This is a genomic window from Bradyrhizobium sp. USDA 336, assembly GCF_044908355.1.
GTDB classification, from domain to species: Bacteria; Pseudomonadota; Alphaproteobacteria; order Rhizobiales; family Xanthobacteraceae; genus Bradyrhizobium; species Bradyrhizobium yuanmingense.
In genome coordinates this window covers 1276273-1301521 of the sequence record NZ_JBIYDC010000002.1, presented here as the reverse complement: position 1 = coordinate 1301521, position 25249 = coordinate 1276273, and the positions used below count along the sequence as shown (strand labels likewise).

18 protein-coding genes, 2 tRNA genes and 2 pseudogenes are annotated in these 25249 nt (G+C 64.9%); 13 read left to right on the top strand and 9 right to left on the bottom strand.

From position 1 onward, the window contains the following. Nucleotides 1–2 precede the first annotated feature (2 nt). Nucleotides 3–893 carry a hypothetical protein gene (locus ABIA45_RS07050; protein WP_404651502.1) on the bottom strand — a complete coding sequence of 297 codons (891 nt, stop codon included), beginning with the start codon at nucleotides 891–893 and terminating at the stop codon, nucleotides 3–5. 361 nt (nucleotides 894–1254) lie between these two features. Between ABIA45_RS07050 and ABIA45_RS07045 the strand changes: the two genes are divergently transcribed. From ABIA45_RS07045 to ABIA45_RS07020, 6 genes and pseudogenes are all read left to right on the top strand, one after another. Beyond that, nucleotides 1255–1485, top strand: coding sequence for a hypothetical protein (locus ABIA45_RS07045; protein ID WP_271538029.1), 231 nt, complete (start codon nucleotides 1255–1257; stop codon nucleotides 1483–1485). A gap of 120 nt (nucleotides 1486–1605) precedes the next feature. Then, complete coding sequence (locus ABIA45_RS07040; RefSeq protein ID WP_404651501.1) at nucleotides 1606–1968, top strand: hypothetical protein; 363 nt, start codon at nucleotides 1606–1608, stop codon at nucleotides 1966–1968. A gap of 55 nt (nucleotides 1969–2023) precedes the next feature. Next, nucleotides 2024–3298, top strand: coding sequence for a divalent metal ion exporter subunit IhpA (gene ihpA / locus ABIA45_RS07035; protein WP_275499863.1), 1275 nt, complete (start codon nucleotides 2024–2026; stop codon nucleotides 3296–3298). After that, a pseudogene (gene ihpB / locus ABIA45_RS07030) lies at nucleotides 3295–4282 on the top strand (divalent metal ion exporter adaptor subunit IhpB). Before ihpA ends, ihpB begins: the two are co-directional and overlap by 4 nt. Beyond that, nucleotides 4275–7495 (top strand): annotated as a pseudogene (locus tag ABIA45_RS07025) (efflux RND transporter permease subunit). The pseudogenes ihpB and ABIA45_RS07025 overlap by 8 nt, the downstream one beginning before the upstream one ends. Before the next feature lie 2 nt (nucleotides 7496–7497). Then, nucleotides 7498–8478 (top strand): cation diffusion facilitator family transporter, encoded by a 981-nt coding sequence (locus tag ABIA45_RS07020; protein ID WP_157283541.1) that lies wholly within the window; start codon nucleotides 7498–7500, stop codon nucleotides 8476–8478. 123 nt (nucleotides 8479–8601) lie between these two features. Here the strand turns inward: ABIA45_RS07020 and ABIA45_RS07015 are convergent, their stop codons facing one another. Continuing rightward, nucleotides 8602–9462 carry a methyltransferase domain-containing protein gene (locus tag ABIA45_RS07015; RefSeq protein ID WP_404651499.1) on the bottom strand — a complete coding sequence of 287 codons (861 nt, stop codon included), beginning with the start codon at nucleotides 9460–9462 and terminating at the stop codon, nucleotides 8602–8604. A gap of 496 nt (nucleotides 9463–9958) precedes the next feature. Between ABIA45_RS07015 and ABIA45_RS07010 the strand changes: the two genes are divergently transcribed. The 3 genes from ABIA45_RS07010 to ABIA45_RS07000 all read left to right on the top strand — a co-directional run bounded on the left by ABIA45_RS07010 (nucleotide 9959) and on the right by ABIA45_RS07000 (nucleotide 12338). After that, nucleotides 9959–11473, top strand: coding sequence for an outer membrane protein (locus tag ABIA45_RS07010; protein WP_404651498.1), 1515 nt, complete (start codon nucleotides 9959–9961; stop codon nucleotides 11471–11473). Between the two features lie 232 nt (nucleotides 11474–11705). Continuing rightward, the gene (locus ABIA45_RS07005; RefSeq protein ID WP_404651496.1) at nucleotides 11706–12068 is read left to right on the top strand and encodes a hypothetical protein; all 363 of its coding nucleotides are present in this window, start codon (nucleotides 11706–11708) and stop codon (nucleotides 12066–12068) included. 193 nt (nucleotides 12069–12261) lie between these two features. Then, a tRNA-Val gene (locus ABIA45_RS07000) sits at nucleotides 12262–12338 on the top strand. A 142-nt stretch (nucleotides 12339–12480) separates the two neighbouring features. On the opposite strand, the gene ABIA45_RS06995 is transcribed toward ABIA45_RS07000, so the two are convergent. The 3 genes from ABIA45_RS06995 to clpX form a co-directional block, all read right to left on the bottom strand. Further along, complete coding sequence (locus ABIA45_RS06995; protein WP_404651494.1) at nucleotides 12481–12885, bottom strand: GFA family protein; 405 nt, start codon at nucleotides 12883–12885, stop codon at nucleotides 12481–12483. Between the two features lie 72 nt (nucleotides 12886–12957). Next, nucleotides 12958–15381, bottom strand: coding sequence for an endopeptidase La (lon, locus tag ABIA45_RS06990; protein WP_036010279.1), 2424 nt, complete (start codon nucleotides 15379–15381; stop codon nucleotides 12958–12960). Nucleotides 15382–15701: 320 nt separating this feature from the next. Further along, nucleotides 15702–16973 (bottom strand): ATP-dependent Clp protease ATP-binding subunit ClpX, encoded by a 1272-nt coding sequence (gene clpX, locus ABIA45_RS06985; RefSeq protein ID WP_157283535.1) that lies wholly within the window; start codon nucleotides 16971–16973, stop codon nucleotides 15702–15704. Between the two features lie 182 nt (nucleotides 16974–17155). Between clpX and ABIA45_RS06980 the strand changes: the two genes are divergently transcribed. Beyond that, complete coding sequence (locus ABIA45_RS06980) at nucleotides 17156–17362, top strand: hypothetical protein (protein ID WP_404651493.1); 207 nt, start codon at nucleotides 17156–17158, stop codon at nucleotides 17360–17362. Between the two features lie 62 nt (nucleotides 17363–17424). Here the strand turns inward: ABIA45_RS06980 and ABIA45_RS06975 are convergent, their stop codons facing one another. From ABIA45_RS06975 to ABIA45_RS06965, 3 genes are all read right to left on the bottom strand, one after another. Further along, a complete protein-coding gene (locus tag ABIA45_RS06975) occupies nucleotides 17425–18060 on the bottom strand; it encodes an ATP-dependent Clp protease proteolytic subunit (RefSeq protein WP_225150084.1) in 636 nt (211 codons plus the stop codon). Nucleotides 18061–18338: 278 nt separating this feature from the next. After that, nucleotides 18339–19700: a trigger factor gene (gene tig, locus ABIA45_RS06970; protein ID WP_157283533.1), complete on the bottom strand. Its 1362-nt coding sequence runs from the start codon at nucleotides 19698–19700 to the stop codon at nucleotides 18339–18341. Between the two features lie 174 nt (nucleotides 19701–19874). Further along, a tRNA-Leu gene (locus ABIA45_RS06965) sits at nucleotides 19875–19959 on the bottom strand. Between the two features lie 154 nt (nucleotides 19960–20113). Between ABIA45_RS06965 and ABIA45_RS06960 the strand changes: the two genes are divergently transcribed. Beyond that, complete coding sequence (locus ABIA45_RS06960) at nucleotides 20114–21415, top strand: multicopper oxidase family protein (RefSeq protein ID WP_404540825.1); 1302 nt, start codon at nucleotides 20114–20116, stop codon at nucleotides 21413–21415. A gap of 4 nt (nucleotides 21416–21419) precedes the next feature. Here ABIA45_RS06960 and ABIA45_RS06955 read toward each other — a convergent pair whose 3' ends face one another. Next, nucleotides 21420–22919 (bottom strand): NAD(P)H-hydrate dehydratase, encoded by a 1500-nt coding sequence (locus ABIA45_RS06955; RefSeq protein WP_404651491.1) that lies wholly within the window; start codon nucleotides 22917–22919, stop codon nucleotides 21420–21422. A gap of 381 nt (nucleotides 22920–23300) precedes the next feature. Here ABIA45_RS06955 and ABIA45_RS06950 point away from each other — a divergent pair, with 381 nt between their 5' ends. Beyond that, the gene (locus ABIA45_RS06950) at nucleotides 23301–23639 is read left to right on the top strand and encodes a P-II family nitrogen regulator (protein WP_007603495.1); all 339 of its coding nucleotides are present in this window, start codon (nucleotides 23301–23303) and stop codon (nucleotides 23637–23639) included. Nucleotides 23640–23792: 153 nt separating this feature from the next. Continuing rightward, a complete protein-coding gene (gene glnA / locus ABIA45_RS06945) occupies nucleotides 23793–25202 on the top strand; it encodes a type I glutamate--ammonia ligase (RefSeq protein ID WP_036010292.1) in 1410 nt (469 codons plus the stop codon). Nucleotides 25203–25249 lie beyond the last annotated feature (47 nt).

The window sequence follows — 25249 nt, the reverse complement described above, 5'->3', positions numbered from 1 at the left end:
GCCTACGGCACCGGCATCGCGCGCGGGTTGCGGTGGAAGCGGTTGGCGCTCGCCATCCAGTTCGGCAACGGCTCTCCATCGCGATGGCGTCCGCCGGCAACCGCCGCGGCCCAGGCCACTGCAGCGCCGATCAAGGTCGCGGCTGCGACCGAGAACGCCACGATGATCGAGTTGCGTCGCGCGCGGTTGATCGCCGTCTTCGCGTCTGCGATCAGGGCGTCAACGCGCTTTTCGGCGTCGGGGGCCGCCAGCCCCGTGACCGCGGCGACCTGCTGCACGAGGTACGTCCGGTCATCGGCGGCGACGCCGCTGTGGCTGGACGACGTCATCAGGATACGTCCGGCTTCGGCGCGCGCTTCCCTCAGGTCGGTGTTCGGCGCGCGGCGCGGCGCGCGGAACAGCTTGTCGAGCTCATAGCTCAACAAGGGCTCGGCCGCCGAGGTGTTGCTCGCCGAACTGCGCATCGGCGAGCGGTCGATCGCGGCGGCGCCGAGAAGCGCCAGCAGCGCGGCGCCGGCCAGGACCGCCAGCGCCCAGGCGGTCAACCCGTGAAGCCCGTCCCGCCGCTCGCCGTCATCCTCGATGGTTGTGAGAGTGGGCTCGGGCCGGGTGGTCCGGCCGGCGATGTAACCGCCAAAGCCAAAACTGACGATCGCCTGGATGATCAGATACAGTCCGGAAAGCAGCGCCAGCGCCGCCGACGCATCGCGCCAGGTCGGCGAGGCCGAACTGACGCCGAGGCCGACCGCGACACCAAAACCGATCAGGATGAACGACATTGCGCTCGCAGCAAGAGCGCCCGCAAACACCGAACTCCACTGGATCGTTCGAGGCGACTCGGCTGCCAGGCCGCCTTCGATGACCTCTTCCCGCATCAGAGTTTCGACCGTCATCGCGGCGCTCTCAGCGCAGGCCGAAGAACGACAGGATCGCCATGATGACAACGATCAAGCCGATCAGATAAATCAGTCCGTCCATTGTCCGTCCTCCTCAGTTTCTTCTGCTGGCTAATCGCGAGGTATGAGGAACGTTCCAAATTGGACAGATCGTATGGAACGAACTTGGAGGATGCGGGTTGTCTGTCCAAGTCCTAGGGATAGAGATTGTGAGCACATGAGGCCTCAGCTGGCTCGTCCGGCTGGGGCCTTTCCGCGTTGCGGCCGGGGCGTCTCCTTCTGTCGTATGTTAACGACGCCGGGGCCGGGATCATCAATGATGCGATCAGGGGCGGAACCTCCGGATCGGGAGTGGCGCGTGGACCGCAGAACGGCGTGCTTGCATCAGGCGAACGCATTCCGGGAGAAGGCCCTCGCCGATCCCGAGCACCACGACCAATGGATCGACGAGGCCATCAAATGGCTGGAACGGGCGATGGAGGCGAGCTGTCGGGCCGTCATCACCATGGAAGGTGACGATGGCAGCGAGGCTCCGGCCTCCACGATCGACGCCATGGCGCCACTTCGGCGCGCCTTTGTTCGCCAGTGAGAGGCGCTGGCGGCGTATGCGCTGCTGCGGCAATTGTTCCAGGGACGTAACAATGTTGCGGGTCGACACTGTTCCCGCGCCCATGCTAGGCCGGGCACAGACCGCAACCAGAGTGACGTCGTGCTCGCAAACCGCCAGCCCTCAGGATCCTGCCGCTCGCGCCCCTGGCGCGGGCTGCTGTCCGTCCTGATCGCGGCGATCTATCTGCTCGCGGGCGCGCTGCACGGCGCGCACGACATCGACGTCACCACGCCCCGCGGCGGTTCGGAGATCGCCGCGGTCCTCGATGGCGCCACAGGCCATGGCGACCACAAGGCCATCGGCGGACATCATTGCCACGGCTGCTTCTCGCTGACCATGGCGCAGCCGACGCCGTCGACCGCGGCGATCGTGCTGGTGTCGGCCCCGAGCCCGCAACAGGCCCCCCGCCTCGCCGGAATTGTGCCCGATACCGACTCGCCCCCTCCCAGATCCATTGCCTGAACGGATTGGTCGGGCGCCGCGCGCCCATTAGGTTCATCCTTCACAGGTCGATTTCATGTTTTGCAGGGGAATGACCGCGCGTCTCGCGTGCGCGGCAGCGTGTCTGATTGCAGCATCGGCGCTTGCACCGGCTCACGCCCAGACTTTGACGATGCGGAGCGCGCTGTCGCGCGCGCTGGCGGCGAGCCCGCGCCTGACGGCGGCAGAGCGCGACGTCGGCATCGCCACCGGCCAGCGCATCCAGGCGGGCGCCCTGCTCAATCCGGAACTGTCCTACGAACAGGACGATTCGTTTGGCTCCGGCAGATATCGCGGAACGCGCTCGGCCGAGACCACGCTCCAGATCAGCCAGGCCTTCGAGCTGTTCGGCAAGCGCGAGGCGCGGATTGCCGCAGGCGCAGCCGGCGTCGAGGTCGCGGCGATCCAGCGCAAGGCGATCAGGCTGGAAGTGCTGTCGGAGACCGCGATCGCCTTCCTGAGCGTGCTCGGCGCGCAGCGGCGCATCCAGATCCTCGACGAGCAGATCGCCGCGATCGACCGGCTGACGCCGCTCCTGCGCCGCCGTGTCGAGGCCGGTGCCTCCTCGCCGGCGGAGACCGGCCGCGCCGAGGTCGCCTCCGCCCTGGTGAAGGCGGACCGCGAGCGCTTCAAGGCGACGCTGGCGAGCGCCCGGCGCGAGCTTGCGGTGCTAATGGGCGATCCCGCCGCCAAATTCGGCGAGGTGTCCGGCCGGCTCGACACCACCGGACGCCCACCGGCGTTCCAGGCCGTGGTCGCCGCCATCGACGCCAATCCGCAGCTGGTGCGCTGGACCGCGGTCTACGCCCAGCGCAATGCCGAGCTCCTGCTGGCACGGCTCAGGCCCTATCCGGACGTGCGGATCGCGGCCGGCTGGCGCCACTTCAACGAAACGGGCGACGATGCGGCGCGGCTGACCGTCTCCGTGCCGATCCCCGTGTTCGACCAGAACCAGGGCAACATCCTTTCGGCCCAGGAAAGCCTCGCCAAGACCAAAGCCGAGCGCGAGGCCAACCGCAACGCGCTGATCGTGATCGCCGGCCGCGCCTATGACTCTCTGCAAGGCTCCCTGCGCGAGCTCGCGGTGCTGCGCGAGACCGCGATCCCCAAGGCCGTCGAGGCCTCCGAGGCGATCTCGCAAGGCTACGGCCAGGGCCGCTTTACCCTGCTCGAAGTGCTGGATGCCCAAGCCAGCGTCGCGCAGGCGCGGCTTCGCGAGCAGGAGGCGCTGCAGAATTTCCATGCGGGCGTAGCCATCATCGAGGGCCTCGTCGGCAATCCGTTCACGCTGGCGCGGGAGAGCGCACGATGAGGACCTTCTCCACCATTCTCGTCGCCATCGTTGCCGCCGCGCTCGGGGCTTACGGCCATTCCCTGCTCGCGCCGGACAAAGTTGCGCACACCGAGCATGCCGAGCATGGCGAGCATTCCGAGCACAAGAAGCCGAACGATCGCGTCGAGCAGGACGAGCATGGCGCCGACCGCATCCGCATCTCCGACGTCAAGCTGGCGGCCGCGGGCGTCACGCTGGCGGAAGCCGCGAGCGCCACGCTGACCGACACGCTCGCCTTCAACGGCATCCTGCGCGCCAACCAGGAAGCCGTGGTGCAGGTGACGCCGCGCTTTCCGGGCCTCGCCAAATCCATCCAGAAGCGGATCGGCGACAAGGTCGGCAAGGACGACCTGCTCGCCGCGATCGAGAGTAACCAGAGCCTCACCGTCTACGAGCTGAAGGCGCCGATTGCCGGCACCATCATCGAGCGGCAGATCTCGCTCGGCGAATACGCCTCCGAGCAGAAGCCGGCCTTCGTGGTCGCCGACCTCTCCACCATCTGGGTCGACCTGTCGATCTACCGGCAGGACCTCCGCCGCGTCCGCCTCAACGACGAGGTCCTGATCGATCCCGACGACGGCCGCGGCGAGATCAAGGGCACGATCTCCTACATGGCGCCGATCGGCTCAAGCGAGACCCAGACCGCGCTGGCGCGCGTGGTGCTGCCAAATCCGGACGGCCGCCTGCGGCCCCGGCCTGTTCGTCACGGCGCGGCTGATCCTCGCGGCGCGCAATGTCGCGGTTGCCGTGCGCCGCAGCGCGATCCAGACGCTGGAGAACAAGACCATCGTGTTCGTGCGCGAGGACGGCGACAAGATCGAGGCGCGCCCGGTCGAAACAGGCGATTCCGATCCGCGCCATGTCGAGATCAAGGCCGGCCTTTCGGCCGGCGAGCATTACGTCGCGGAGAACAGCTTCGTCGTGAAGGCGGAGATGGGCAAGGGCGAGGCCGAGCATGATTGAGCGTCTCATCGCCGTCTCGCTGCAGCAGCGCTGGCTGGTCCTCGTCCTCGCGCTCGGCGCCGTCGCCTTTGGCGCCTGGAATTTCCAGCGCCTGCCGATCGACGCCGTCCCTGATATCACCAACGTCCAGGTCCAGATCAACACCCGCGCCCCCGGCTATTCGCCGCTCGAGACCGAGCAACGCATCACCTTCCCGGTCGAGACTGCGATGGGCGGCCTGCCCAAGCTCGACTACACCCGCTCGCTGTCGCGCTACGGCCTCAGCCAGGTGACAATCGTCTTCAAGGACGGCACCGACATCTACTTCGCCCGGCAGCTCGTCGGCGAGCGCATCCAGCAGGTGAAAGACCAGCTGCCGGCGGGTGTCGAGGTCGCGATGAGTCCGATCTCGACCGGCCTTGGCGAAATCTTCATGTACACCGTCGAGGCCAAGGCGGGCGCGAAGACGCAGGGTGACCGCGACTATTCGCTGACCGATTTGCGCACCGTGCAAGACTGGATCATTCGACCGCAGCTTCGCAACGTGCCGGGCGTGATCGAGGTCAACACGATCGGCGGCTTCGAGCGGCAATTCCACGTGCTGCCGGATCCCGGCAAGCTGATGGCCTACCGGCTCGGCTTCCGCGACGTGATGACCGCGCTCGCCGCCAACAACGCCAATGTCGGGGCCGGCTATATCGAGCGCAACGGCGAGCAATATCTGGTTCGCTCGCCGGGCCAGGTCGGCAACGTCAGCGAAATCCAGGACATCGTCATCGGCTCGCGCGGCGCCAATCCCGTCAGGATCAGGGACGTCGCTGCTGTCAGCGAGGGGCGCGATTTGCGCACGGGCGCTGCGACCTGGAACGGCGAGGAAACCGTGCTCGGCACCGCCATGCTGCTGATCGGCGAGAACAGCCGGACCGTGGCCCGCCGCGTCGCAGCCCGTCTGGAGGACATCGCCAAGTCGCTGCCCGAGGGCGTCGTGACGCGGACCGTCTACGACCGCACCGACCTGGTCGAAGCCACCATCCGCACCGTCCGGAACAACCTGCTGGAAGGCGCGGCGCTGGTGGTCGCCGTGCTGTTCCTGATCCTCGGCAACTTCCGCGCCGCGCTGGTCACGGCCTGCGTCATTCCACTGTCCATGGCGTTGACGATCACCGGCATGGTCGAGACCAAGGTCAGCGCCAACCTGATGAGCTTGGGGGCGATCGACTTCGGCATCATCGTCGACGGCGCCGTGATCATATCGTCGAGAACTGCCTGCGCATGCTGGCGGTGGCTCAGCGCGAGAAAGGCGGGCTCCTGACGACGCCCGAACGGCTGCGCGCGATCCTGCGCGGGTCGAGTGAGGTCATCAAGCCGAGCCTGTTCGGCACGCTGATCATCGCGGTGGTCTACCTGCCGGTGCTGACGCTGACCGGCGTCGAGGGCAAGATGTTCACGCCGATGGCACTGACCGTGCTGATGGCGCTCGGCGCTGCTGTGCTGTTCTCCATCACCTTCGTGCCGGCGGCTGTTGCCATTTTCGTCACCGGCAAGGTGTCCGAACATGAGAACCTGTTCATGCGTGCGGCGAAGCGCGCCTACCTGCCCCTGCTCCGCTTTGCCATCGACAATCGCGCCGCCGTCGCCGTCATGGCCGTGATCATCGTGGTCGCGAGCGGCATCGCCGCTTCGCGCATGGGCGGCGAGTTCATCCCGAGCCTGGACGAAGGCGACGTCGCGCTGGCCTCGATCCGGATTCCCGGCACCAGCCTCACCCAGTCGCTGGACCTGCAGAAGGCGCTGGAGAAGCGCGTCATGCAAATCCCGGAAGTGAAGGAGTTCTTCACCCGCATCGGTACCGCGGAGATCGCCACCGACCCGATGTCGCCGGCACAGACCGATGGCTACGTCATGCTGAAACCGCGTGCCGAATGGCCCGAGCCCGCCAAGTCGAAATCGGAGGTGGTCGAGGCCATCGAGCATGCTGCAGACGAGATTCCCGGCAGCGCCTACGAAATCTCCCAGCCGATCCAGTTCCGCGTCAACGAGCTGATCTCGGGCGTCCGCACCGATGTCGGCGTCAAGATCTTCGGCGACGACCTCGACATCCTGCAAGGCGCCGCCAAGCAGGTGGAGGCCGCGATCCGCGGCATCCGCGGCGCCAGCGACGTCAAGATCGAGCAGGTCTCGGGCTTGCCGATCCTCACCGTCCGCCTCGATCGCCAGGCGCTTGCCCGCTACGGCCTCAGCGTCGCCGAGGTGCAGGGCATCGTCGAGATCGCGGTCGGCGGCAAGTCGGCCGGCAAGCTGTTCGAAGGCGATCGCCGCTTCGACATCGTCGTGCGCCTGCCGGAGCACCTGCGCGGCAATCTCGAGGCGATCCGGGCAATTCCAATTCCGCTGCCGCCCGCCGAGGAGGCGGCAACCGGCAGCGCCGTTCGAACGGCGCTGGCCAGCTCGCCCCTCACCCAGATGCGCTACGTGCCGTTATCGTCGGTCGCCACCGTCGATGCGACGCCGGGGCCGAACCAGATCAGCCGCGAAAACGGCAAGCGGCGCATCGTCGTCACGGCCAATGTCCGCGCGCGCGACCTCGGCTCTTTCGTCGCGGAGGCCGAGGCGGCCGTTGCCGAGAAGGTCAAGCTGCCGCCGGGTTACTGGATCGGCTGGGGCGGCCAGTTCGAGCAGCTGGTCTCGGCCACCAAGCGGCTGACGATCGTGGTGCCGGTTGCGCTGCTCTTGGTGTTCCTGCTGCTGTTCATGGGCATGGGATCGGCGGCGGATGCGGCGCTGGTGTTCTCCGGCGTGCCACTGGCGCTGACCGGTGGCGTTGCCGCGCTGCTGCTGCGCGGCATTCCGCTATCCATCAGTGCCGGCGTCGGCTTCATCGCGCTGTCCGGCGTTGCCGTGCTCAATGGCCTCGTCATCATCGCCTTCATCGAGCGTCTGCGCAGCGAGGGACGCTCGGTCGCGGAGGCCGTGCGCGAAGGCGCGCTGACGCGGCTGCGCCCGGTGCTGATGACCGCGCTCGTCGCCTCGCTCGGCTTCGTGCCAATGGCGCTCGCCACCGGCGCCGGCGCCGAGGTGCAGCGGCCGCTCGCAACCGTGGTGATCGGCGGCATTCTCTCCTCGACCGTGCTGACGCTGCTGGTGCTGCCGGCGCTCTACGTGCTGTTCCGCCGTGACGTGGCAAAGGAAACGCATACAATGGCCCCTGATTTGGCGGCGTCTGCGGAGCGCTAGATTTGGGCAGCCACGACCACCACGGTCATCACGACCATGATCATGCGGGCCACTCGCATGCGCATGGCCATACGCACGATCATGGTCATGGACACGGCCATGTCCATGCACCCGCCAATTTCGGCAAGGCGTTCGCGCTCGGCATTACTCTCAACATCGCGCTCGTCGTCGCCGAGGCGGTTTACGGCTATGTCGGCAACTCCACCGCCCTGCTCGCCGATGCCGGCCATAACCTGTCGGACGTGCTCGGCCTCATCATTGCCTGGGGCGCCTCGATCGCAGCCCGCCGCGCGCCCAAAGGGCGCTTCACCTACGGCTTTCGCGCCTCCACCATCCTGGCGGCGCTGGCCAATGCGGTGTTCCTGCTGGTCGCGACCGGCGCGATCGGCTGGGAGGCGATCCTGCGCCTGCGTGAGCCGGAGCCGGTCGCAGGCGTCACCGTGATGGTGGTCGCCGGCATCGGCATCCTCATCAACGGTTTTACCGCCCTGCTGTTCGCTGGCGGACGCAAGGACGACATCAACATCGAAGGCGCGTATCTGCACATGGCCGCCGACGCCGCGGTCTCGCTCGGCGTCGTGGTCTCGGCCGCGCTGATCATCTGGACCGGCTGGCTCTGGCTCGATCCCATCACCAGCCTCATCATCTGCGCCACCATCCTCTGGAGCACGACCAGCCTCTTGCGCGGCTCCATCGACATGTCGATGGCGGCCGCGCCCAAGGGTACCGACCTCGCCGCAATCAGGGCGTTCCTGCTGGCGCGACCGGGCGTCTCGGCGATCCACGATCTCCACGTCTGGCCAATCTCGACCACCGAGACGGCGCTGACCTGCCATCTCGTCATGCCCGCAGGCAGCGACGACGCATTCCTGATGCAGACGACGCAGCTCCTCAAGACATCCTTCCGCATCGGCCACACCACGCTCCAGGTCGAGACGCATCCCGACAACGGCTGCGCGCTCGCGCCGGATGATGTGGTGTGAGGCGACTCTGCCTCCGCGCCGTCATTGCGAGGAGCCGTTGCGACGAAGCAATCTAGATTGTCTCCGCGGAGGGATTCTGGATTGCTTCGCTTCGCTCGCAATGACGGTGGAGAGAGCTGCGCCCTACTCCACCTTCGCCGTTACGATCCAGATCGCGCCCTGCAACGCTACGCTATGCTCCTTCAGGAACGGCGCGAGCGCCTCGCGGATCGAAGCCTTGGCAGCTTCATAAGTCTCGGGCGGATGGCCCTGGAGTGCGCGGCTGGCGGGACCGATCTGGAGCGAGCCATCGACGGCGGCCTCGAGCCCGCCGCCGATAGCAATGTCCATCGCCAGATTGTGCGGCTCCATTGCAACGTCCGCGAAGCCCGCGCCTTTGAGGATGCGCGTCACGCGCTCTTCCGAGGCAAAGGCGAACGGGCCCGGCTCCTCCGGCCCGACCGGCGGCATCTTCGGCACGTGCTTGTAGACCGCCATCAGCGGCGTCATCGCCCACGGATTTTCCTTCGGCTCGCGCCAGCAGGCGAAGGCGAGCCGTCCCGAGGGCTTCAGCGCGCGACGCAGATTGGCGAAGGACGCGATGGGATCGGCGAAGAACATCACGCCGAAGCGTGAAGCGAGCAGATCGAAGCTCGCCGGCTCGAACGGATAAACGGTCGCATCCGCCAGCACGAAGTCGAGCGGCAGCCCCTTCGGCGCGAGCGCCCGCGCCTGCGCCAGCATCGGCTCGGAGACGTCGAGGCCGAGCGCGAAGCCATCGGGTGCCACCGCCTTCGCGAAGGCAAACGTCGTCGCGCCGGAGCCGCAGCCGACATCCAGAACGCGCTCGCCCGGCTTCGGCTTGGCGCGGTCAATCAACACGTCGGCAATAGGGCCGAGCAGCTTCTCCTGCGCCGCGTGGCGATCGGCCCAGCGCTGCCCGCTCGGCCCGTTCCAATAAGCAATCTGGTCGGCGTTCTCTGCGTGCCCGGCGGGTCGTTCCATTCAAGGCTCCATCATCTATTCTTGCTCTATCACAGAAGCCTGTTCGGTCGAAAAGCGGACGCCCTAACGTCAGGCAGGTGTGAGAGCGCTTTGGAGGTTGCGCGACGGATTGCCGCGTCGGCGCGTGCCGACCCGTCCGAGCCGCGTCCGATCAGAGACTGGCTTTCGGAAAACTGTTGATGTCCGCAGCACTGGACTGCACGCGTCGAACCGTCAGAACCCTCTGCTAGCAAAGAGGTTCTTCTGGACGCCATCCGGTCCCTTCGAAGGGCCAAGGCTCGCACCCTCTGCTCCCACGAGACCGACACCAGAAGCGCGATGTCGCGAAAAGCCCGGCTCGCGGTTGGATATGCACAGGCGAGCCGCACACTTTCCGCGATTGTAGCCTTCCTGCAACAGCATTCTGAATCAAACTTCGTATGTTTGTCCCGAGGAGTCGATTGTGGCTTGGCGAGGGGTCGCTTGGCTGCGGTCTGGTGGAATGGGAATGTTTGGAATGAAGCAGGTTGCGCCCGCCCTCGTGGCATTGGTGACGTTTTCCGGATCAGCATTGGCAGCCGACCTTCCGCGCAAATACGCGAAGCCACCGGCTGTCGCCGCAGCTTTCGTCAACTGGACCGGCTGCTATGTCGCGGGCGGCGGCGGCTACGGCATGTGGAATCAGGAAAACTCGACTTTTGTGGACGGTCCGCCCCGCTTTCAGAATGCCGATACCATCACCACGGGTGGCCGCGGATACTTCGGCACGGTACAGGCGGGATGCGACTATCAGTTTGCGGCGGCCGGCGAGCGCTTCGTGGTCGGAGCCTTCGGTGATTACGATTTCGCCAGTCTAACCGGGCGGCTCACTCCCTCCGGCTTCTCGATGGTCGGCGACGAGAAGATGAGCTCGGCCTGGGCGGTCGGCGGCCGTCTCGGCTGGCTGGCGACGCCCAGCCTGCTGACCTATGTCTCGGCGGGTTACACCGAAGCGACTTTCGACCGCACGAACTTCAATCTGAACTTTCCGCCCTTCGGAGTTGCGGCCGGCCTCTATCAGGACAAGCGAACCTACGATGGCTGGTTCATCGGCTCCGGCGCCGAATATGCGCTGGGCTTCCTGCCGGGTCTCTTCTGGAAAACGGAATACCGCTTCTCCGACTTCAATGTCGGCACAAATCCGATCCGGGATACGGCGAGCGGATTGCCGATCGGCTTTTCCGAGGATTCGAAGAAGTACGTCCACACTGTCCGCAGCGAGTTGGTCTACCGCTTCAATTCGAGCGGCCCCGCCGCCGATGTGACGTCCCCTGCCTATCTGAAGGCGCCTCCGACTCCGATGCCGGTTACGAATTGGACCGGCTGCTACGTCGGCGGTGGCGGCGGCTACGGGCTGTGGAATCAGGACAACACGACCTACATCGATGGCCCCACCAGGACCCGCTTCAGCGAGACGGCAACAACTGGAGGCCGCGGCTTCTTCGGCACTGTGCAGGGCGGCTGCGACTACCAGTTTGCGGCAGCGGGCGCCGCCTTTGTCATCGGCGCATTCGGCGACTACGATCTCAGCAGCCTGAAGGGCCAGCTCAGCCCGCCGCGCTTCGGGATGGTCGGCGAGGAAAAGATGAGCTCGGCCTGGGCGGGTGGCGGCCGGCTCGGCTGGCTGCCCACCCCGAGCCTCCTGACCTATTTCTCAGTCGGCTATACCGAAGCCAACTTTGACCGTACCGATTTCACCCTCAACGCTGCGCCGTTCGGAAGACCAAGCGGCGAGTTCATGGACAAGCGTACCTACCGTGGCTGGTTCATCGGCGCCGGCCAAGAACACGCGCTGAAGATCGTGCCTGGCCTTTTCTGGAAGACTGAATATCGATTCTCTGAATTCGACACCGGGACGAACGCCATCCGCGACACGGCAACGGGTCTGTCGGTCGGAGCGTCGATCGATTCCGAGAAATGGGTTCATGCCGTTCGCAGCCAAGTGGTCTATCGCTTCAACTGGGGCGGAGGCCCGGTCGTGGCGAAGTACTGATCTTCCATGCTGATCTGTCGCTAAGGCAAAGCCCCGGTTCGTCCGGGGCTTTTGCTTTCTGCATTCGATCGTGTGGAAGTCGGGAACAGAGTTGCGCTCTGGGCTCCGGACCCGACGCAAGCGTCTCATCCGCGCGCATTGCGGCCGCATTGTTTCACCGAACGGCCACATCGGAATCAGATGCCAACCAGATTTCCGCGCTAGGTTCGCGCTTCCTCAAACTGGAAAAGGCATGACCATGCGCAGCTTCACGGCATCCGTCATCGTTGCAGCTCTCTCGCTGGGAACACCTGCCCTGGTGCAGGCACAGGGCGCATCGTCGCAATCCGACACGGAGCAATCGTCCACGCAATCCAGCACTGTGATCCGGAGCATACAGGTTGTGGACGTCAAGGAACTGCAGCCGGCCGTGCGCGCGAAGGTCGATGAACTCGTGGCGCATACCAACGAAAAGGACATCCAGTCGCTTCGGCAGTCCATCGACGCCACACCGCAGGCCGCATCCGTGCTCAAGGCCAAGGGCTTGAGCTCGGCACAAGTCGTCGCGATCAACATCGTCGACGGTGTTCTGACGATGTTCACCAAGACGGCCTGACACCCGGAGCATGATCGCCGGCTCCTCGGCCGGACGTCGAGATCCGCGCTGCGAGAAGATTGCCCTGCAGCGGACCTGCTGCAGGGCTGGCCGTGTCCGACATGAAAGCTCTCACCGGGCCGGCAATTGCAGCCGGGTCGGGCGCGCTCGGCCCTTGCTTCGGCACCCGCCGGGGCGCTAAAGAGGCGCCATTGGGCGGTTAGCTCAGCTGGTTAGAGCATCTCGTTTACACCGAGAGGGTCCGCGGTTCGAATCCGTGACCGCCCACCAGCCTTCGCTCGCTTCGCGAGCTACGGCTCGGCAGGCCAGCACAGCAGGTCATGGGCGCGAAGCGAGCGAAGGCTGCCGCGCCGAAGCCCAACGGGCGAAGGCGGTCTTATCGCGGCGAAATTCAGCCCGGCAATCTCAGCCATCAATCCTGCGGCCGGCCCGGCAGCAGCGGCACCGCATCGATCCACACCGCCGCCGACTGGCACCAGATCTGCCGCACCGGCCGTAGCGCGTTCCGTTGCCGGATGCTGCCCCAGCGGATGCCCCAATCGTCGGCCTGATCGCCCTCGCCGCTGGTGAACAGCGGGGAACCGCAATCGGCACAGAAATGCTGGAAGCGCACGCGGCCGTTGTCGCCGCGCTTGCCGTAGATTTTGGGCGAGCCGCGGGTCAGGCGGACATCGGCCTTGGTGCAGATGGCCGTCACCCGGAACGGCGAGCCGGTCAGCGTCTGGCAATCGGTGCAGTGACAGACCGAGACAGCCTCGGGGTCGATCTCTGCCTCGAACGCGATCTTCCCGCAATGGCATTGCCCGTCGACGTGCATTGCCTCCTCCCCTTCCCCAAACAAAAACGGCGCCCGAAGGCGCCGTTTTATCATCATTTTCGAGCTGCGATCTCAGTGAGCGGTCAGGCCGCCGGCGGCTTCATCGCCGTCCGGCTTCACCGTCACCTTGGTGTCCTCTTCCCAGACGATCGGCGTAGGCTTCTTCACCAGGGCCTTGGCAACGACGTCATCGAGGCGCGAGACCGGGATGATCTCCATTCCGCCCTTGATCGCATCGGAAATCTCCGTGAGATCCTTGGCGTTGTCCTCGGGGATCAGCACCGTCTTGATGCCGCCGCGGGCCGCAGCCAGCAGCTTCTCCTTGAGGCCGCCGATCGGCAGCACGCGGCCGCGCAGCGTGATCTCGCCGGTCATCGCGACATCATGGCGGACCGGGATGCCGGTCATGACCGAGATGATCGCGGTGGCCATCGCAACACCCGCGGACGGGCCATCCTTCGGCGTCGCGCCCTCCGGCACGTGCACGTGGATGTCACGCTTGTCGAACAGCGGCGGCTCGACGCCGTAGTTGATCGCGCGCGAGCGGACGTAGGACGCCGCCGCGGAGATCGACTCCTTCATGACGTCGCGCAGATTGCCCGTGACCGTCATCTTGCCCTTGCCGGGCATCATGACGCCTTCGATCGTCAGCAGCTCGCCGCCGACATCGGTCCAGGCAAGGCCGGTGACGATACCGACCTGCGGCTCGCTCTCGATCTCGCCGAAGCGGTACTTCGGCACGCCGAGCAACTCTTCCAGAGTCTTCTCGGTGACCTTGACCGACTTCTTCTTGGAGATCATCAGCTCCTTCACCGCCTTGCGGGCCAGTGTAGAGAGCTCACGCTCCAGGTTACGCACGCCCGCTTCGCGGGTGTAGCGGCGGATCAGCAGCAGCAGCGCCTCGTCGTCGATCGAGAACTCCTTGGAGTCGAGGCCATGCTTGGACACCGCGTTCGGGATCAGGTGCTTGCGCGAGATCTCGACTTTCTCGTTCTCGGTGTAGCCCGCGATCCGGATGATCTCCATGCGGTCCATCAGGGGCCCCGGAATATTGAGCGTATTCGCGGTGGTGATGAACATCACGTTGGACAGATCGTAGTCGACCTCGAGATAGTGGTCGTTGAAGGTCCCGTTCTGCTCGGGGTCGAGAACCTCGAGCAGCGCCGAGGACGGATCGCCGCGGAAATCGGCGCCCATCTTGTCGATCTCGTCCAAGAGGAACAGCGGATTGGACGACTTCGCCTTGCGCATCGACTGGATGATCTTGCCGGGCATCGAGCCGATATAGGTGCGGCGGTGACCGCGGATCTCGGCCTCGTCGCGCACGCCGCCGAGCGAGACGCGCACGAACTCGCGCCCCGTCGCCTTCGCGATCGACTTGCCGAGCGAGGTCTTGCCGACGCCGGGAGGCCCGACCAGGCACAGGATCGGCCCCGTCAGCTTGTTGGCGCGCGACTGCACCGCGAGGTACTCGACGATACGCTCCTTGACCTTCTCAAGACCGTAGTGATCGGAGTCCAAGATGGCTTGCGCCTGCTCCAGGTCCTTCTTCACCTTGGACTTCTTGTTCCACGGGATCGACAGCAGCCAATCCAGATAGTTGCGCACGACGGTCGCCTCCGCGGACATCGGCGACATCTGGCGCAGCTTCTTCAATTCATGCTGCGCCTTCTCGCGCGCTTCCTTGGAGAGCTTGGTCTTGGAGATCTTCTCTTCGAGATCGGCGAGCTCGTCGCGACCGTCGTCGTCGCCGAGTTCCTTCTGGATCGCCTTCATCTGCTCGTTGAGGTAATACTCGCGCTGGGTCTTCTCCATTTGTCGTTTGACGCGAGAACGGATGCGCTTCTCGACCTGCAGAACCGAGATCTCGCTCTCCATCAGGCCCAGCACCTTCTCCAGGCGCGTGGTGACGGACAGCGTCTCCAGGATTCCTTGCCGATCGGCGATCTTGACGGCGAGATGCGAGGCGACCGTATCGGCCAGCTTGGCGAAATCGGTGATCGCCTGCACGACGCCGACGACCTCGGCCGAGATCTTCTTGTTGAGCTTCACATAGCTCTCGAAGTCGGACACGACCGAGCGCGCCAGCGCTTCCGCCTCGACCGATTTCGCATCGGTGTCGGCGAGCGCGACGGCGGTCGCCTCATAATAGTCGGCGCGGTCGGTGTACTTCGCCACGCGCGCACGCTCGAGGCCCTCGACCAGCACCTTCACGGTGCCGTCGGGAAGCTTCAGGAGCTGCAGCACGCTGGCAAGCGTCCCGGTCTCGTAAATGGCATCGGGCGCCGGATCATCGTCGGACGCGTTCTTCTGCGTCGCGAGCATGATCAGCGCGTCGTTCTTCATCACCTCTTCGAGTGCGCGGATCGACTTCTCGCGACCGACGAAGAGCGGAACGATCATGTGCGGAAAGACGACGATGTCGCGCAGCGGCAGCACGGGATAGGCGTGCGCTTCGCCATGAACGATGGTTGGCCGGGGTTTTGGATTGGTCATGGCCTTTTCCTTTTGCTTTGCCCCCTTGCACGCAGCCCGCGATCATGCGCAACCGCCACAAGGTGCCGAGGTGATCCGCAGAACCGGTCGGTCCTCTACAAGTTGGACCGGCTCGCCGGAACGGAACTGAGGCGAATCTTGAAGAGAATTTTCGCTCGCCGCCGACATTAGGTGGCTATCGACCCGGGGGGTGTCAAGTCATTGAAAAACGCGCGCCATCAGGCGCTTACGCAACGCGGTAAGCGACGCAATACCGGCTGCGGAACCACGGCTCCGCAGCCAACTCGAGGAGACGATTGGAGCGTTCCAGCGCCGTCAGATCAGGCGCTGGCGTTCTCGACCGCGCGATCGGACCGATCGGCGTAGATGTAGAGCGGACGCGCCGTGCCTTCCACGACTTCGCGGGAAATCACGACTTCTTCCACACCCTCCAGGCCCGGCAGGTCGAACATGGTCTCGAGCAGGATCGCCTCGAGGATCGAACGCAGGCCTCGCGCGCCGGTCTTGCGCTCGATCGCCTTGCGGGCGACCGCGCCAAGCGCTTCGTCGGCGAAGGTCAGCTCGATGTTCTCCATTTCGAACAGCCGCTGGTACTGTTTCACCAGCGCGTTCTTCGGCTCGGTCAGGATCTTCTTCAGCGAGGTCTCGTCGAGGTCCTCGAGCGTCGCCACAACCGGCAGACGGCCGACGAATTCGGGGATGAGGCCGTACTTCAGGAGGTCCTCAGGCTCGACGTGACGGAATATCTCACCGGTCCGGCGATCCTCCGGCGCGAGCACGTGGGCGCCGAAGCCGATCGAGGTCGACCGACCGCGGGCCGAGATGATCTTCTCCAGGCCGGCGAAGGCGCCGCCGCAGATGAACAGGATGTTGGTGGTATCCACCTGCAGGAACTCCTGCTGCGGATGCTTGCGGCCGCCCTGCGGCGGGACCGAAGCCACCGTGCCTTCCATGATCTTGAGCAGCGCCTGCTGCACGCCCTCACCCGACACGTCGCGCGTGATCGAGGGGTTGTCGGACTTGCGGCTGATCTTGTCGATTTCGTCGATGTAGACGATGCCGCGCTGGGCGCGCTCGACGTTGTAGTCGGCGGCCTGGAGCAGCTTCAGGATGATGTTCTCGACGTCCTCGCCGACATAGCCGGCCTCCGTCAGCGTCGTGGCGTCGGCCATCGTGAATGGCACGTCCAGGATGCGGGCGAGCGTCTGCGCGAGCAGCGTCTTGCCCGAGCCGGTCGGACCGATCAGCAGGATGTTCGACTTCGCGAGTTCGACGTCGTTGTGCTTGGTCTGATGGTTGAGGCGCTTGTAGTGATTGTGCACCGCGACCGAGAGGACCTTCTTCGCATGGCTCTGGCCGATGACGTAATCGTCCAGCACCTTGCAGATTTCCTTCGGCGTCGGAATACCGTCGCGCGACTTGACCAGCGAGGACTTGTTCTCCTCGCGGATGATGTCCATGCAGAGCTCGACGCACTCGTCGCAGATGAAGACCGTGGGACCCGCGATCAGTTTGCGGACTTCGTGCTGGCTCTTGCCGCAGAACGAGCAATATAGCGTGTTCTTGGAGTCGCTCGTGCCGACCTTACTCATTCATGTCTCCGTCCGCGGTTCGATCCCGTTCCGCTCGATCGCTCCATTCCGACACGATGGTCGGCATGAAGCTTAAGTAGAGCAAATTCCGTACCAAAAAAGACCCTACGCTTTACTACATTCCGTGCGAATCACGGTGGCTCGATTCTCCCGCGATCATAGCCGATCAATCGTAGCCAACCATGCTGTCACCCGACTATCAAGAATTCGCTAATCGGGGGTCGCCGGCTACCCGTGACAATACCGTGATTTGCGGTCTTGGCACGGGCGAAGTGATCGAAAACACCCCGGCGTTGCTGGATTGCCACGAAAAACAAGCACGAAAGCGGAACTTTCTGCTTGTCGCAGGGCGCAAAACCGCGTTTTGCGCCGTGCGCACGCGCACCTAACGTGAACGCCGCCCTGACGGGTCCACGGCAAACCGAGGGCTCGTCGTGACGCCCCAGTAGTGCTACGGGGCCTTCACCGGCGCCGGCTCCTCGGCGCGCTTGTCGATCACCTTGTCGACCAGGCCGAACTCCTTGGCGTCGTTCGCGGTCAGGAACTTGTCGCGCTCCAACGCATCCTCGATCGACTTGTACGTCTGGCCGGTGTGCTTGACGTAGATCTCGTTGAGCCGCTTCTTCAGGTTCAGGATCTCCTGGGCGTGCAGCATGATATCGGTTGCCTGGCCCTGGAAGCCGCCGGAGGGCTGGTGCACCATGATGCGCGCGTTCGGCAGCGAGAAGCGCATGTCCTTCTCGCCGGCGCAAAGCAGCAGCGAGCCCATCGAAGCCGCCTGACCGGTGCACAGGGTCGAGACCGGCGGGCGGATGAACTGCATGGTGTCGTAGATCGCAAGGCCCGACGTCACCACGCCGCCCGGCGAGTTGATGTACATCGAGATTTCCTTCTTCGGATTTTCAGCCTCGAGGAACAAGAGCTGCGCGACGATCAGCGTCGACATGCCGTCCTCGACCGGGCCGGTCACGAAGATGATGCGCTCCTTCAAGAGGCGCGAGAAAATGTCGTAGGCGCGCTCGCCACGGTTGGTCTGCTCGACCACCATGGGCACGAGGTTCATGTAGGTTTCAACCGGATCGCGCATGAGTCACCTAGGGTTTCGGAGACGGACATCGCCGGGCAGGCTTGCCAGCTTGGCTGGATTTGCCGGAAGGCGAATGGACGTCCTGTGATGCAGGAACTTGGGTAAGAAGTAGAAAAGCGTAGCGACAGATATAGCCCATTTCGCTTCTGACAAGTGCGCAGCGCATTAAGGCTTAATCCGTGGCGGCAGTTGAAGCTGATTCGCACAAAGAGGCCCAACCACCTGGCTAGCTGGGCCTCTTCGCTCATCATCCTTAATAGCGGACTATCTCAAACCCTTCAGGCCGCGGTCTTTTCCGCGTCGTCGTCCTTGTAGAGGTCCTCGCGCGAAACCTTCTTCTCGGTCACGTTGGCGAGCTCGAGGATGAAGTCGACCACCTTGTCCTCGTAGATCGGTGCACGAAGCTGGGCCAACGCCTGGGCGTTGTTGCGGTAGAAGTCCCAGACCTCCTTTTCGCGGCCGGGCATCGAGCGCGCGCGCTCGATCACGGCGCGGCCGACCTCGTCGTCGGTCACCGTGATCTTGTTCTTCTCGCCGATCTCGGAGAGCACCAGGCCAAGCCGCACGCGGCGATCGGCGATCTTGCGATACTCCTCCTTCGCCTTGTCCTCGGTGGTGTCCTCGTCGGCAAAGGTCTTGCCGGCGGAGTCCATCTCGGCCTTGACCGAGTTCCACATCAGGCTGAACTCCTCGTCCACCAGCGAGGGCGGCGCCTCGAAGCGATGCGCCTCGTCGAGGCGGTCGAGCAACGCGCGCTTGACGCGTTGGCGCGTGGCGGTGGCGAACTCGGCGGTCAGGCGCTCGCGCGCGGCTTCCTTGAGCTTGTCCAGCGATTCCAGGCCGAGCGACTTGGCAAATTCGTCGTCGATCGCAAGGTCCTGCGGCGCCTCGATCAGCGTCGCGGTGGTCTCGAACTCGGCCGGCTGCCCGGCGAGCTTGTCGTTCATGTAGTTCTTCGGGAATGATACTTTCAGCGTGCGCGTCTCACCCGCGCCGATGCCGATGAGCTGCTCCTCGAAGCCCGGAATGAAGGTGTTGGAGCCGATCAGGACCTGGATGCCCTCGCCGGTGCCGCCTTCGAAGACTTCGCCGTTGATGCGGCCCGTGAAGTTGATGGTGACGCGGTCGCCCTGCTCTGCCTTGGCGCCCTCGCCCTTGTCGGCGTAGGTGCGATTGGAATCGGCGATGCGCTTGATCGCCTCGTCGACGTCGGCGTCGGTGACCTCGGCAACGGGCTTCTCGACCTGGAAGCTCTTGAAGTCGGCGAGCGCGATCGCCGGCACCACTTCGATGGCCACGGTGTAGGTCAGATCCGTCTTGCCGCTCAGCAGCTCCTCGACGTCCTTCTGCTCTGTCGGCATGGTGATCTTCGGCTCGGTCGCGAGGCGGAAGCCGCGCTCGGAGAACAGCTGCGTGTTGGTGTCGCGGATGGTCTGGTCGATGGTCTCGGCCATCACCGAGCGGCCATAAACCTTCTTCAGGTGCGAGACCGGCACCTTGCCCGGACGGAAGCCGTTGATGCGGACCTTGTCCTTGAGGTCGACGAGCTTGGCGCCGGCCTTGGCGTCGAGATCAGACGCGGGAACGCTGATCTTGAACTCGTGCTTCAAACCTTCCGAGAGGGTTTCTGTGACCTGCATGGCGTCCAATCTTCTTTTCGTTCGGCCCCGGCACGTCGCGCGTCGGGACGCTGTCGTTAATCGATCCGGCGCGAGGCGATCGCCTCCACGCCGGTGGTTCATCGGACCCGCTCCAGGCGGATGATCATCCGCGCGAAAGCAGGCCTCGTAATCCGTGCAAACGCGATAAGCGCTTGGTGCGGGCGGAGGGACTCGAACCCCCACAACTTTCGTCACTGGAACCTAAATCCAGCGCGTCTACCAGTTCCGCCACGCCCGCGTGAATTCGCATCAAGACCGGCCGCGATGCCGCGGGCGGCCGGGCTTATAGCATGTGCCTGACTGTTCGCAGCAAAAAAATGGCCTGATGGAGGCAAGCTTCAAGTAGGCACTGCGGCTGGACTTATCCAGCACGGCGTGGTCCGGATCGTGCCATGACAACGCGGATCCATGCTCCCCATCGGCGCGAGGTTTTGGCCGGCTTAGGGGCCTCGGCAGCCGGGATGATCGTGGGCGGCGCAGGCCCCTCCGTCACGGCCCAGCTCGCGCTGCAGGCGAGGCCGGCAACGCTGGCTTTGAGACCGGGTCAGCCGGCTACACCAGTCTGGGAGCTGGCCGCCGTAAGCCACCTCAGAGACGTGCGTCTCAAGCGTTTCGACCGCTGCCAACTGGTCTTCAGCAACAACCTCCCTGTGCCGATTGCGCCAGTCTGGTACGGCCTCCACGCGCCGATGGCCGCCGACCCGCTCCGCGGCCGCGCCCCGGCAGCGCCGGATGCGACGGAAACATCAATTATTTCAGTGCCTAATGCAGGCACCCTGCTGGCCGACTTCCGCCTCTTCGAGCACCGCCTGCAGCAGCCCGCACGCGCGCTTCCCATCATCGTGGCCGAAACCGGCCCGGTCGCCGTCGATCGTGACGAGCTCCTGCTGATCCAGGAATGGCGCCTACGGCCGGATGGCACCGCGGTCCCGCCGGGCCAGGACCCGAAGGACACGACGCCGCTTTACACAATCAACGGAGAGACTTCATTCGAACTCTCAGCTTCGGCGGGCGAGCGGCTGCGGCTACGCTTCATCAACGGCTCGCAACGCTCTGTTCTCGCAATCAAATTGGAAAAACACGAAGTCCGCGTGATGGCCCTCGACGGCCAGCCGGCCGAGCCGTTCCCCGCGCGCAACGGCGCGTTGGTGCTGGCCCCTGGTGCGCGGGCCGACGCCTTCGTGGATGCGGCCACCTCGGCCCCATTTCTGCTGCATGATGGCAAGGAGGCGCGCCGGGTCGGAAACCTGACCGTCTCCAGGACGCTGGAGCGCGCCCCGCTGCCGCCGCCCCAACCGCTCCCGCCGAATGATCTGCCCGAGAAGCTCGATCTGAGAGGCGCCCTGCGGTTCGATGTCGCGCTCGGTACAACCGATGCCGGCTGGGCACGGCCCGCGACCTTCTCCACCGCCTCCGCCCCCGCCTTCCGCGCCAAGACCGGCCGCATCGTGGTGCTGGCGCTGCAGAACCCCGCCCCCATCACCACCGTGTTTCACCTGCACGGCCACCATTTCCGCCTGCTCGACAAGCTCGACGACGGCTGGAAGCCCTACTGGCTCGACACACTCGCGATCGAGCCCGGCCAGACCCAGCGCATCGCCTTCGCCGCGACCACGCCCGGACGCTGGCTGATCGAATCCGTCGCGACCGACTGGGCCGCGCCGCGCCTGGTGCGGTGGTACGGGGTGGAGTGAACGTTCAGTATTCGATGCCCAGCGCGTCATAGATCCGCCGGTGCACGGCCGGCAGCGTCTCGGTCAGGTCCTCCGCGATCAGGCCAGGACCGGCTTCGCTCGCCGCCTCGCCGTGCATCCAGACACCGATGCTGGCGGCCTCGAACGCCGGCACGCCTTGCGCCAGGAGCCCGGCGATGATCCCGGACAGCACGTCGCCGGCGCCGGCCGTGGCGAGCCAGGGCGGCGCATTGGCGGCGATGGTGGCGCGGCCGTCGGGGGCGGCGACGGTGGTGTCCGGGCCCTTCAGCAGCACGACGGCGCCGCAGCGCTCGGCGGCGGCGCGGACGCGCTCGAGCTTGGAGCGGCCGGGATGCTTGTTGCTGAGGTCGGAGAACAGGCGCGGAAACTCGCCTTCGTGCGGGGTCAGCACCACCGCATTGTCCTGCGAGGACTTGATCGATTCAAACAGGCGCTCGGGCGTTGCGGCAAAGCTCGTCAGCGCATCCGCATCGAGCACCAGATGCCGGTGCGCGGTAAGCGCGGTGTGGACGAGATCGCAGGTGCGCTCACCGATGCCAGCACCGGGGCCGATGATGCAGGTGTTGTAGCGCTTGTCGCCGAGCAGCTCGCCGAACTCGACCGCGGTATCGACGGGGCGCACCATCACCGCGGTCAGCGCGGCAGCATTGATCGCGAGTGCATCGCGCGGGCTCGCCAGCGTCACGAGGCCCGCGCCGGCGCGAAGCGCGCTGCGCGCGGCGAGCCGTGCCGCGCCGGTCGCGGCTGCGTCGCCCGAGACCGCGAGCACGTGCCCGCGCGCGTATTTGTGGCCGTCGATGCGGGGCACCGGAAAGGCCGCGCGCCAGAGATCCGGATCGTTCTCGAAGGTCTGCGGCGCGATCTCCTCCAGCACCTGCCCATCGATGCCGATGTCGGCAACGCGCACGCGGCCGCAATGCATGCGCCCGGGCAACAGCAGATGCGCCGGCTTCTTGCGGAAGAAGGTGACGGTCTCGGTGGCGTTCACCGCCACGCCCAGCACGGCCGCGCTGGTGCCGTTGATGCCGCTCGGCAGGTCGACCGCCAGCACCGGGGCACCGTTGGCGTTGATCGCCTCGATCATGGCGCGCGCTTCGCCATCCACGGTGCGGCTGAGGCCGGCACCGAACAGCGCATCGATGATCAGCGCAGGCCTGCCGATCGCCTGCGGGTTGAACGGCAGCACCGGGTGCTTCCAGCCGCGCGCGGCCGAGGCGGCATCGCCCTGGAGCTGGTCCCGCTCGCACATCAGGATCACCGAGACCTCGCGCCCCTGCGCGGCGAGCTCGGCCGCGGCCACGAAACCGTCCCCGCCATTGTTGCCGGGGCCGGCCACGATCAGGATCGGCCCCTCCTCCACCAGCGCATGGGCGGCCTCGGCGACCGCCTGGCCGGCGCTGAGCATCAGCTTGAAACCGGGCGTGCCGGCCGCGATGGCGAGCTGGTCGGCGCGCTGCATTTCGGCGTTGGTCAGAACTTCCATGCCACTTCCTAGTACAAACGCCTCTTGAACAGGCATATTTGGCGCCGATCCGGCGGCGGGAACGTCGAACTGCACATATATTGAACCGTTTGCCTATTTTGCGGTCTTCGGTATTTTGTGCAGGTCGGCACCATCACTCAGAGATGCTCGTTAAAAGGCTGATAACGCTCCGATAATCAGGGCATTTGCAACTTGGCATAGACCCTGCTTTCGAGGAAGCCGCTTCGGTTCGTCGTGCTCACTGACATCTTGAAGGGCGTGGCCGGCCGTTGTTGCCGGACGGGTCAGGGATCCCGGCACAGAGAAGACAAGATCGTGCGTTGAGAAATGCGCGTCCTGACGAAGACGTTGCTATTGGATCGAAAGGCCGGGAGTCGCGCAGTGAAGAAAATCGAAGCCATCATCAAGCCATTCAAGCTCGACGAGGTGAAGGAAGCGCTTCAAGAAGTCGGTCTGCAGGGCATCACCGTCACCGAGGCCAAGGGCTTTGGCCGGCAGAAGGGTCACGCCGAACTTTACCGCGGCGCAGAATACATCGTCGACTTCCTGCCGAAGGTCAAAATCGAGATCGTGATCGGCGACGATCTGGTCGAGCGCGCCATCGACGCGATCCGCCGCGCCGCGCAGACCGGCCGCATCGGCGACGGCAAGATTTTCGTCTCCAACATCGAAGAGGCGATCCGCATCCGAACCGGCGAATCCGGGCTGGACGCTATCTGAGCCGGGTGCTATCCCGCATTTTGCGACACTCTGACAAGAAATAAGGCTGCTTCGGCGGCCTGATTTCGTTTGTGCGGTCGCGCGCGAACTCGCCAAAAGCGAGAACAATCTTGCTCACCTGGAAACCGACCCGCAGAGCCATAAGGGGTATGCATGAAGACCGCCAAAGACGTCCTGAAATCGATCAAGGACAACGACGTGAAGTACGTCGACCTGCGCTTCACCGATCCGCGCGGCAAGTGGCAGCACGTCACGTTCGACGTCAGCATGATCGATGAAGACATCTTCGCCGAAGGGACGATGTTCGACGGCTCCTCGATCGCCGGCTGGAAGGCGATCAACGAGTCCGACATGTGCCTGATGCCCGATCCGGTGACCGCGACGATCGACCCGTTCTTCGCCGAGACCACCATGGTCATCACCTGCGACGTGCTCGAGCCGACCACCGGCGAGCCCTATAACCGCGACCCCCGCGGCATCGCCAAGAAGGCCGAGGCGATGGTGAAGTCGATGGGCGTGGGCGACGCCGTGTTCGTCGGCCCCGAGGCAGAGTTCTTCGTGTTCGACGACGTGCGCTTCTCCTCCACCCCCTACAACACCGGTTTCCGCCTCGACTCCTCGGAGCTGCCGACCAACTCCGACACCGAATATGAAGGCGGCAATCTCGGCCACCGCGTCCGCACCAAGGGCGGCTATTTCCCGGTTCCGCCGCAGGACTCGGTGCAGGACATGCGCTCGGAAATGCTCGGCGCCATGGCCAAGATGGGCGTCAAGGTCGAGAAGCATCACCACGAGGTCGCTTCCGCCCAGCACGAGCTCGGCATGAAGTTCGACACGCTGACGCTGATGGCCGACCACATCCAGATCTACAAGTACTGCATCCACCAGGTCGCGCACATCTACGGCAAGACCGCCACCTTCATGCCGAAGCCGGTCTACGGCGACAACGGCTCGGGCATGCACGTGCACCAGTCGATCTGGAAGGACGGCAAGCCGGTGTTTGCCGGCAACAAGTACGCCGACCTATCGGAGACCTGCCTCCACTATATCGGCGGCATCATCAAGCACGCCAAGGCGATCAACGCCTTCACCAACCCGTCGACCAACTCCTACAAGCGTCTGGTCCCGGGCTATGAGGCCCCCGTGCTGCTCGCCTATTCCGCGCGCAACCGCTCGGCGTCGTGCCGCATCCCCTACACCGCTTCGCCGAAGGCCAAGCGCGTCGAGGTGCGCTTCCCCGATCCGCTCGCCAATCCCTATCTCGGCTTCGCCGCGATGCTGATGGCCGGCCTCGACGGCATCAAGAACAAGATGGATCCGGGTCCGGCGATGGACAAGGACCTCTACGATTTGCCGAAGGAAGAGCTGAAGCAGATCCCGACCGTGTGCGGCTCGCTTCGCGAGGCGCTCGAAAACCTCGACAAGGACCGCGCCTTCCTCAAGGCCGGCGGCGTGTTCGACGACGACTTCATCGACGCCTATATCGAGCTGAAGATGACCGAGGTCGAGCGCTTCGAGATGACCCCGCATCCGGTCGAGTTCGACATGTACTATTCGGGCTGATCGGCCTGAACCATCCGCGACAAGCAAAAGGCGCTTCCGGAAGGAGG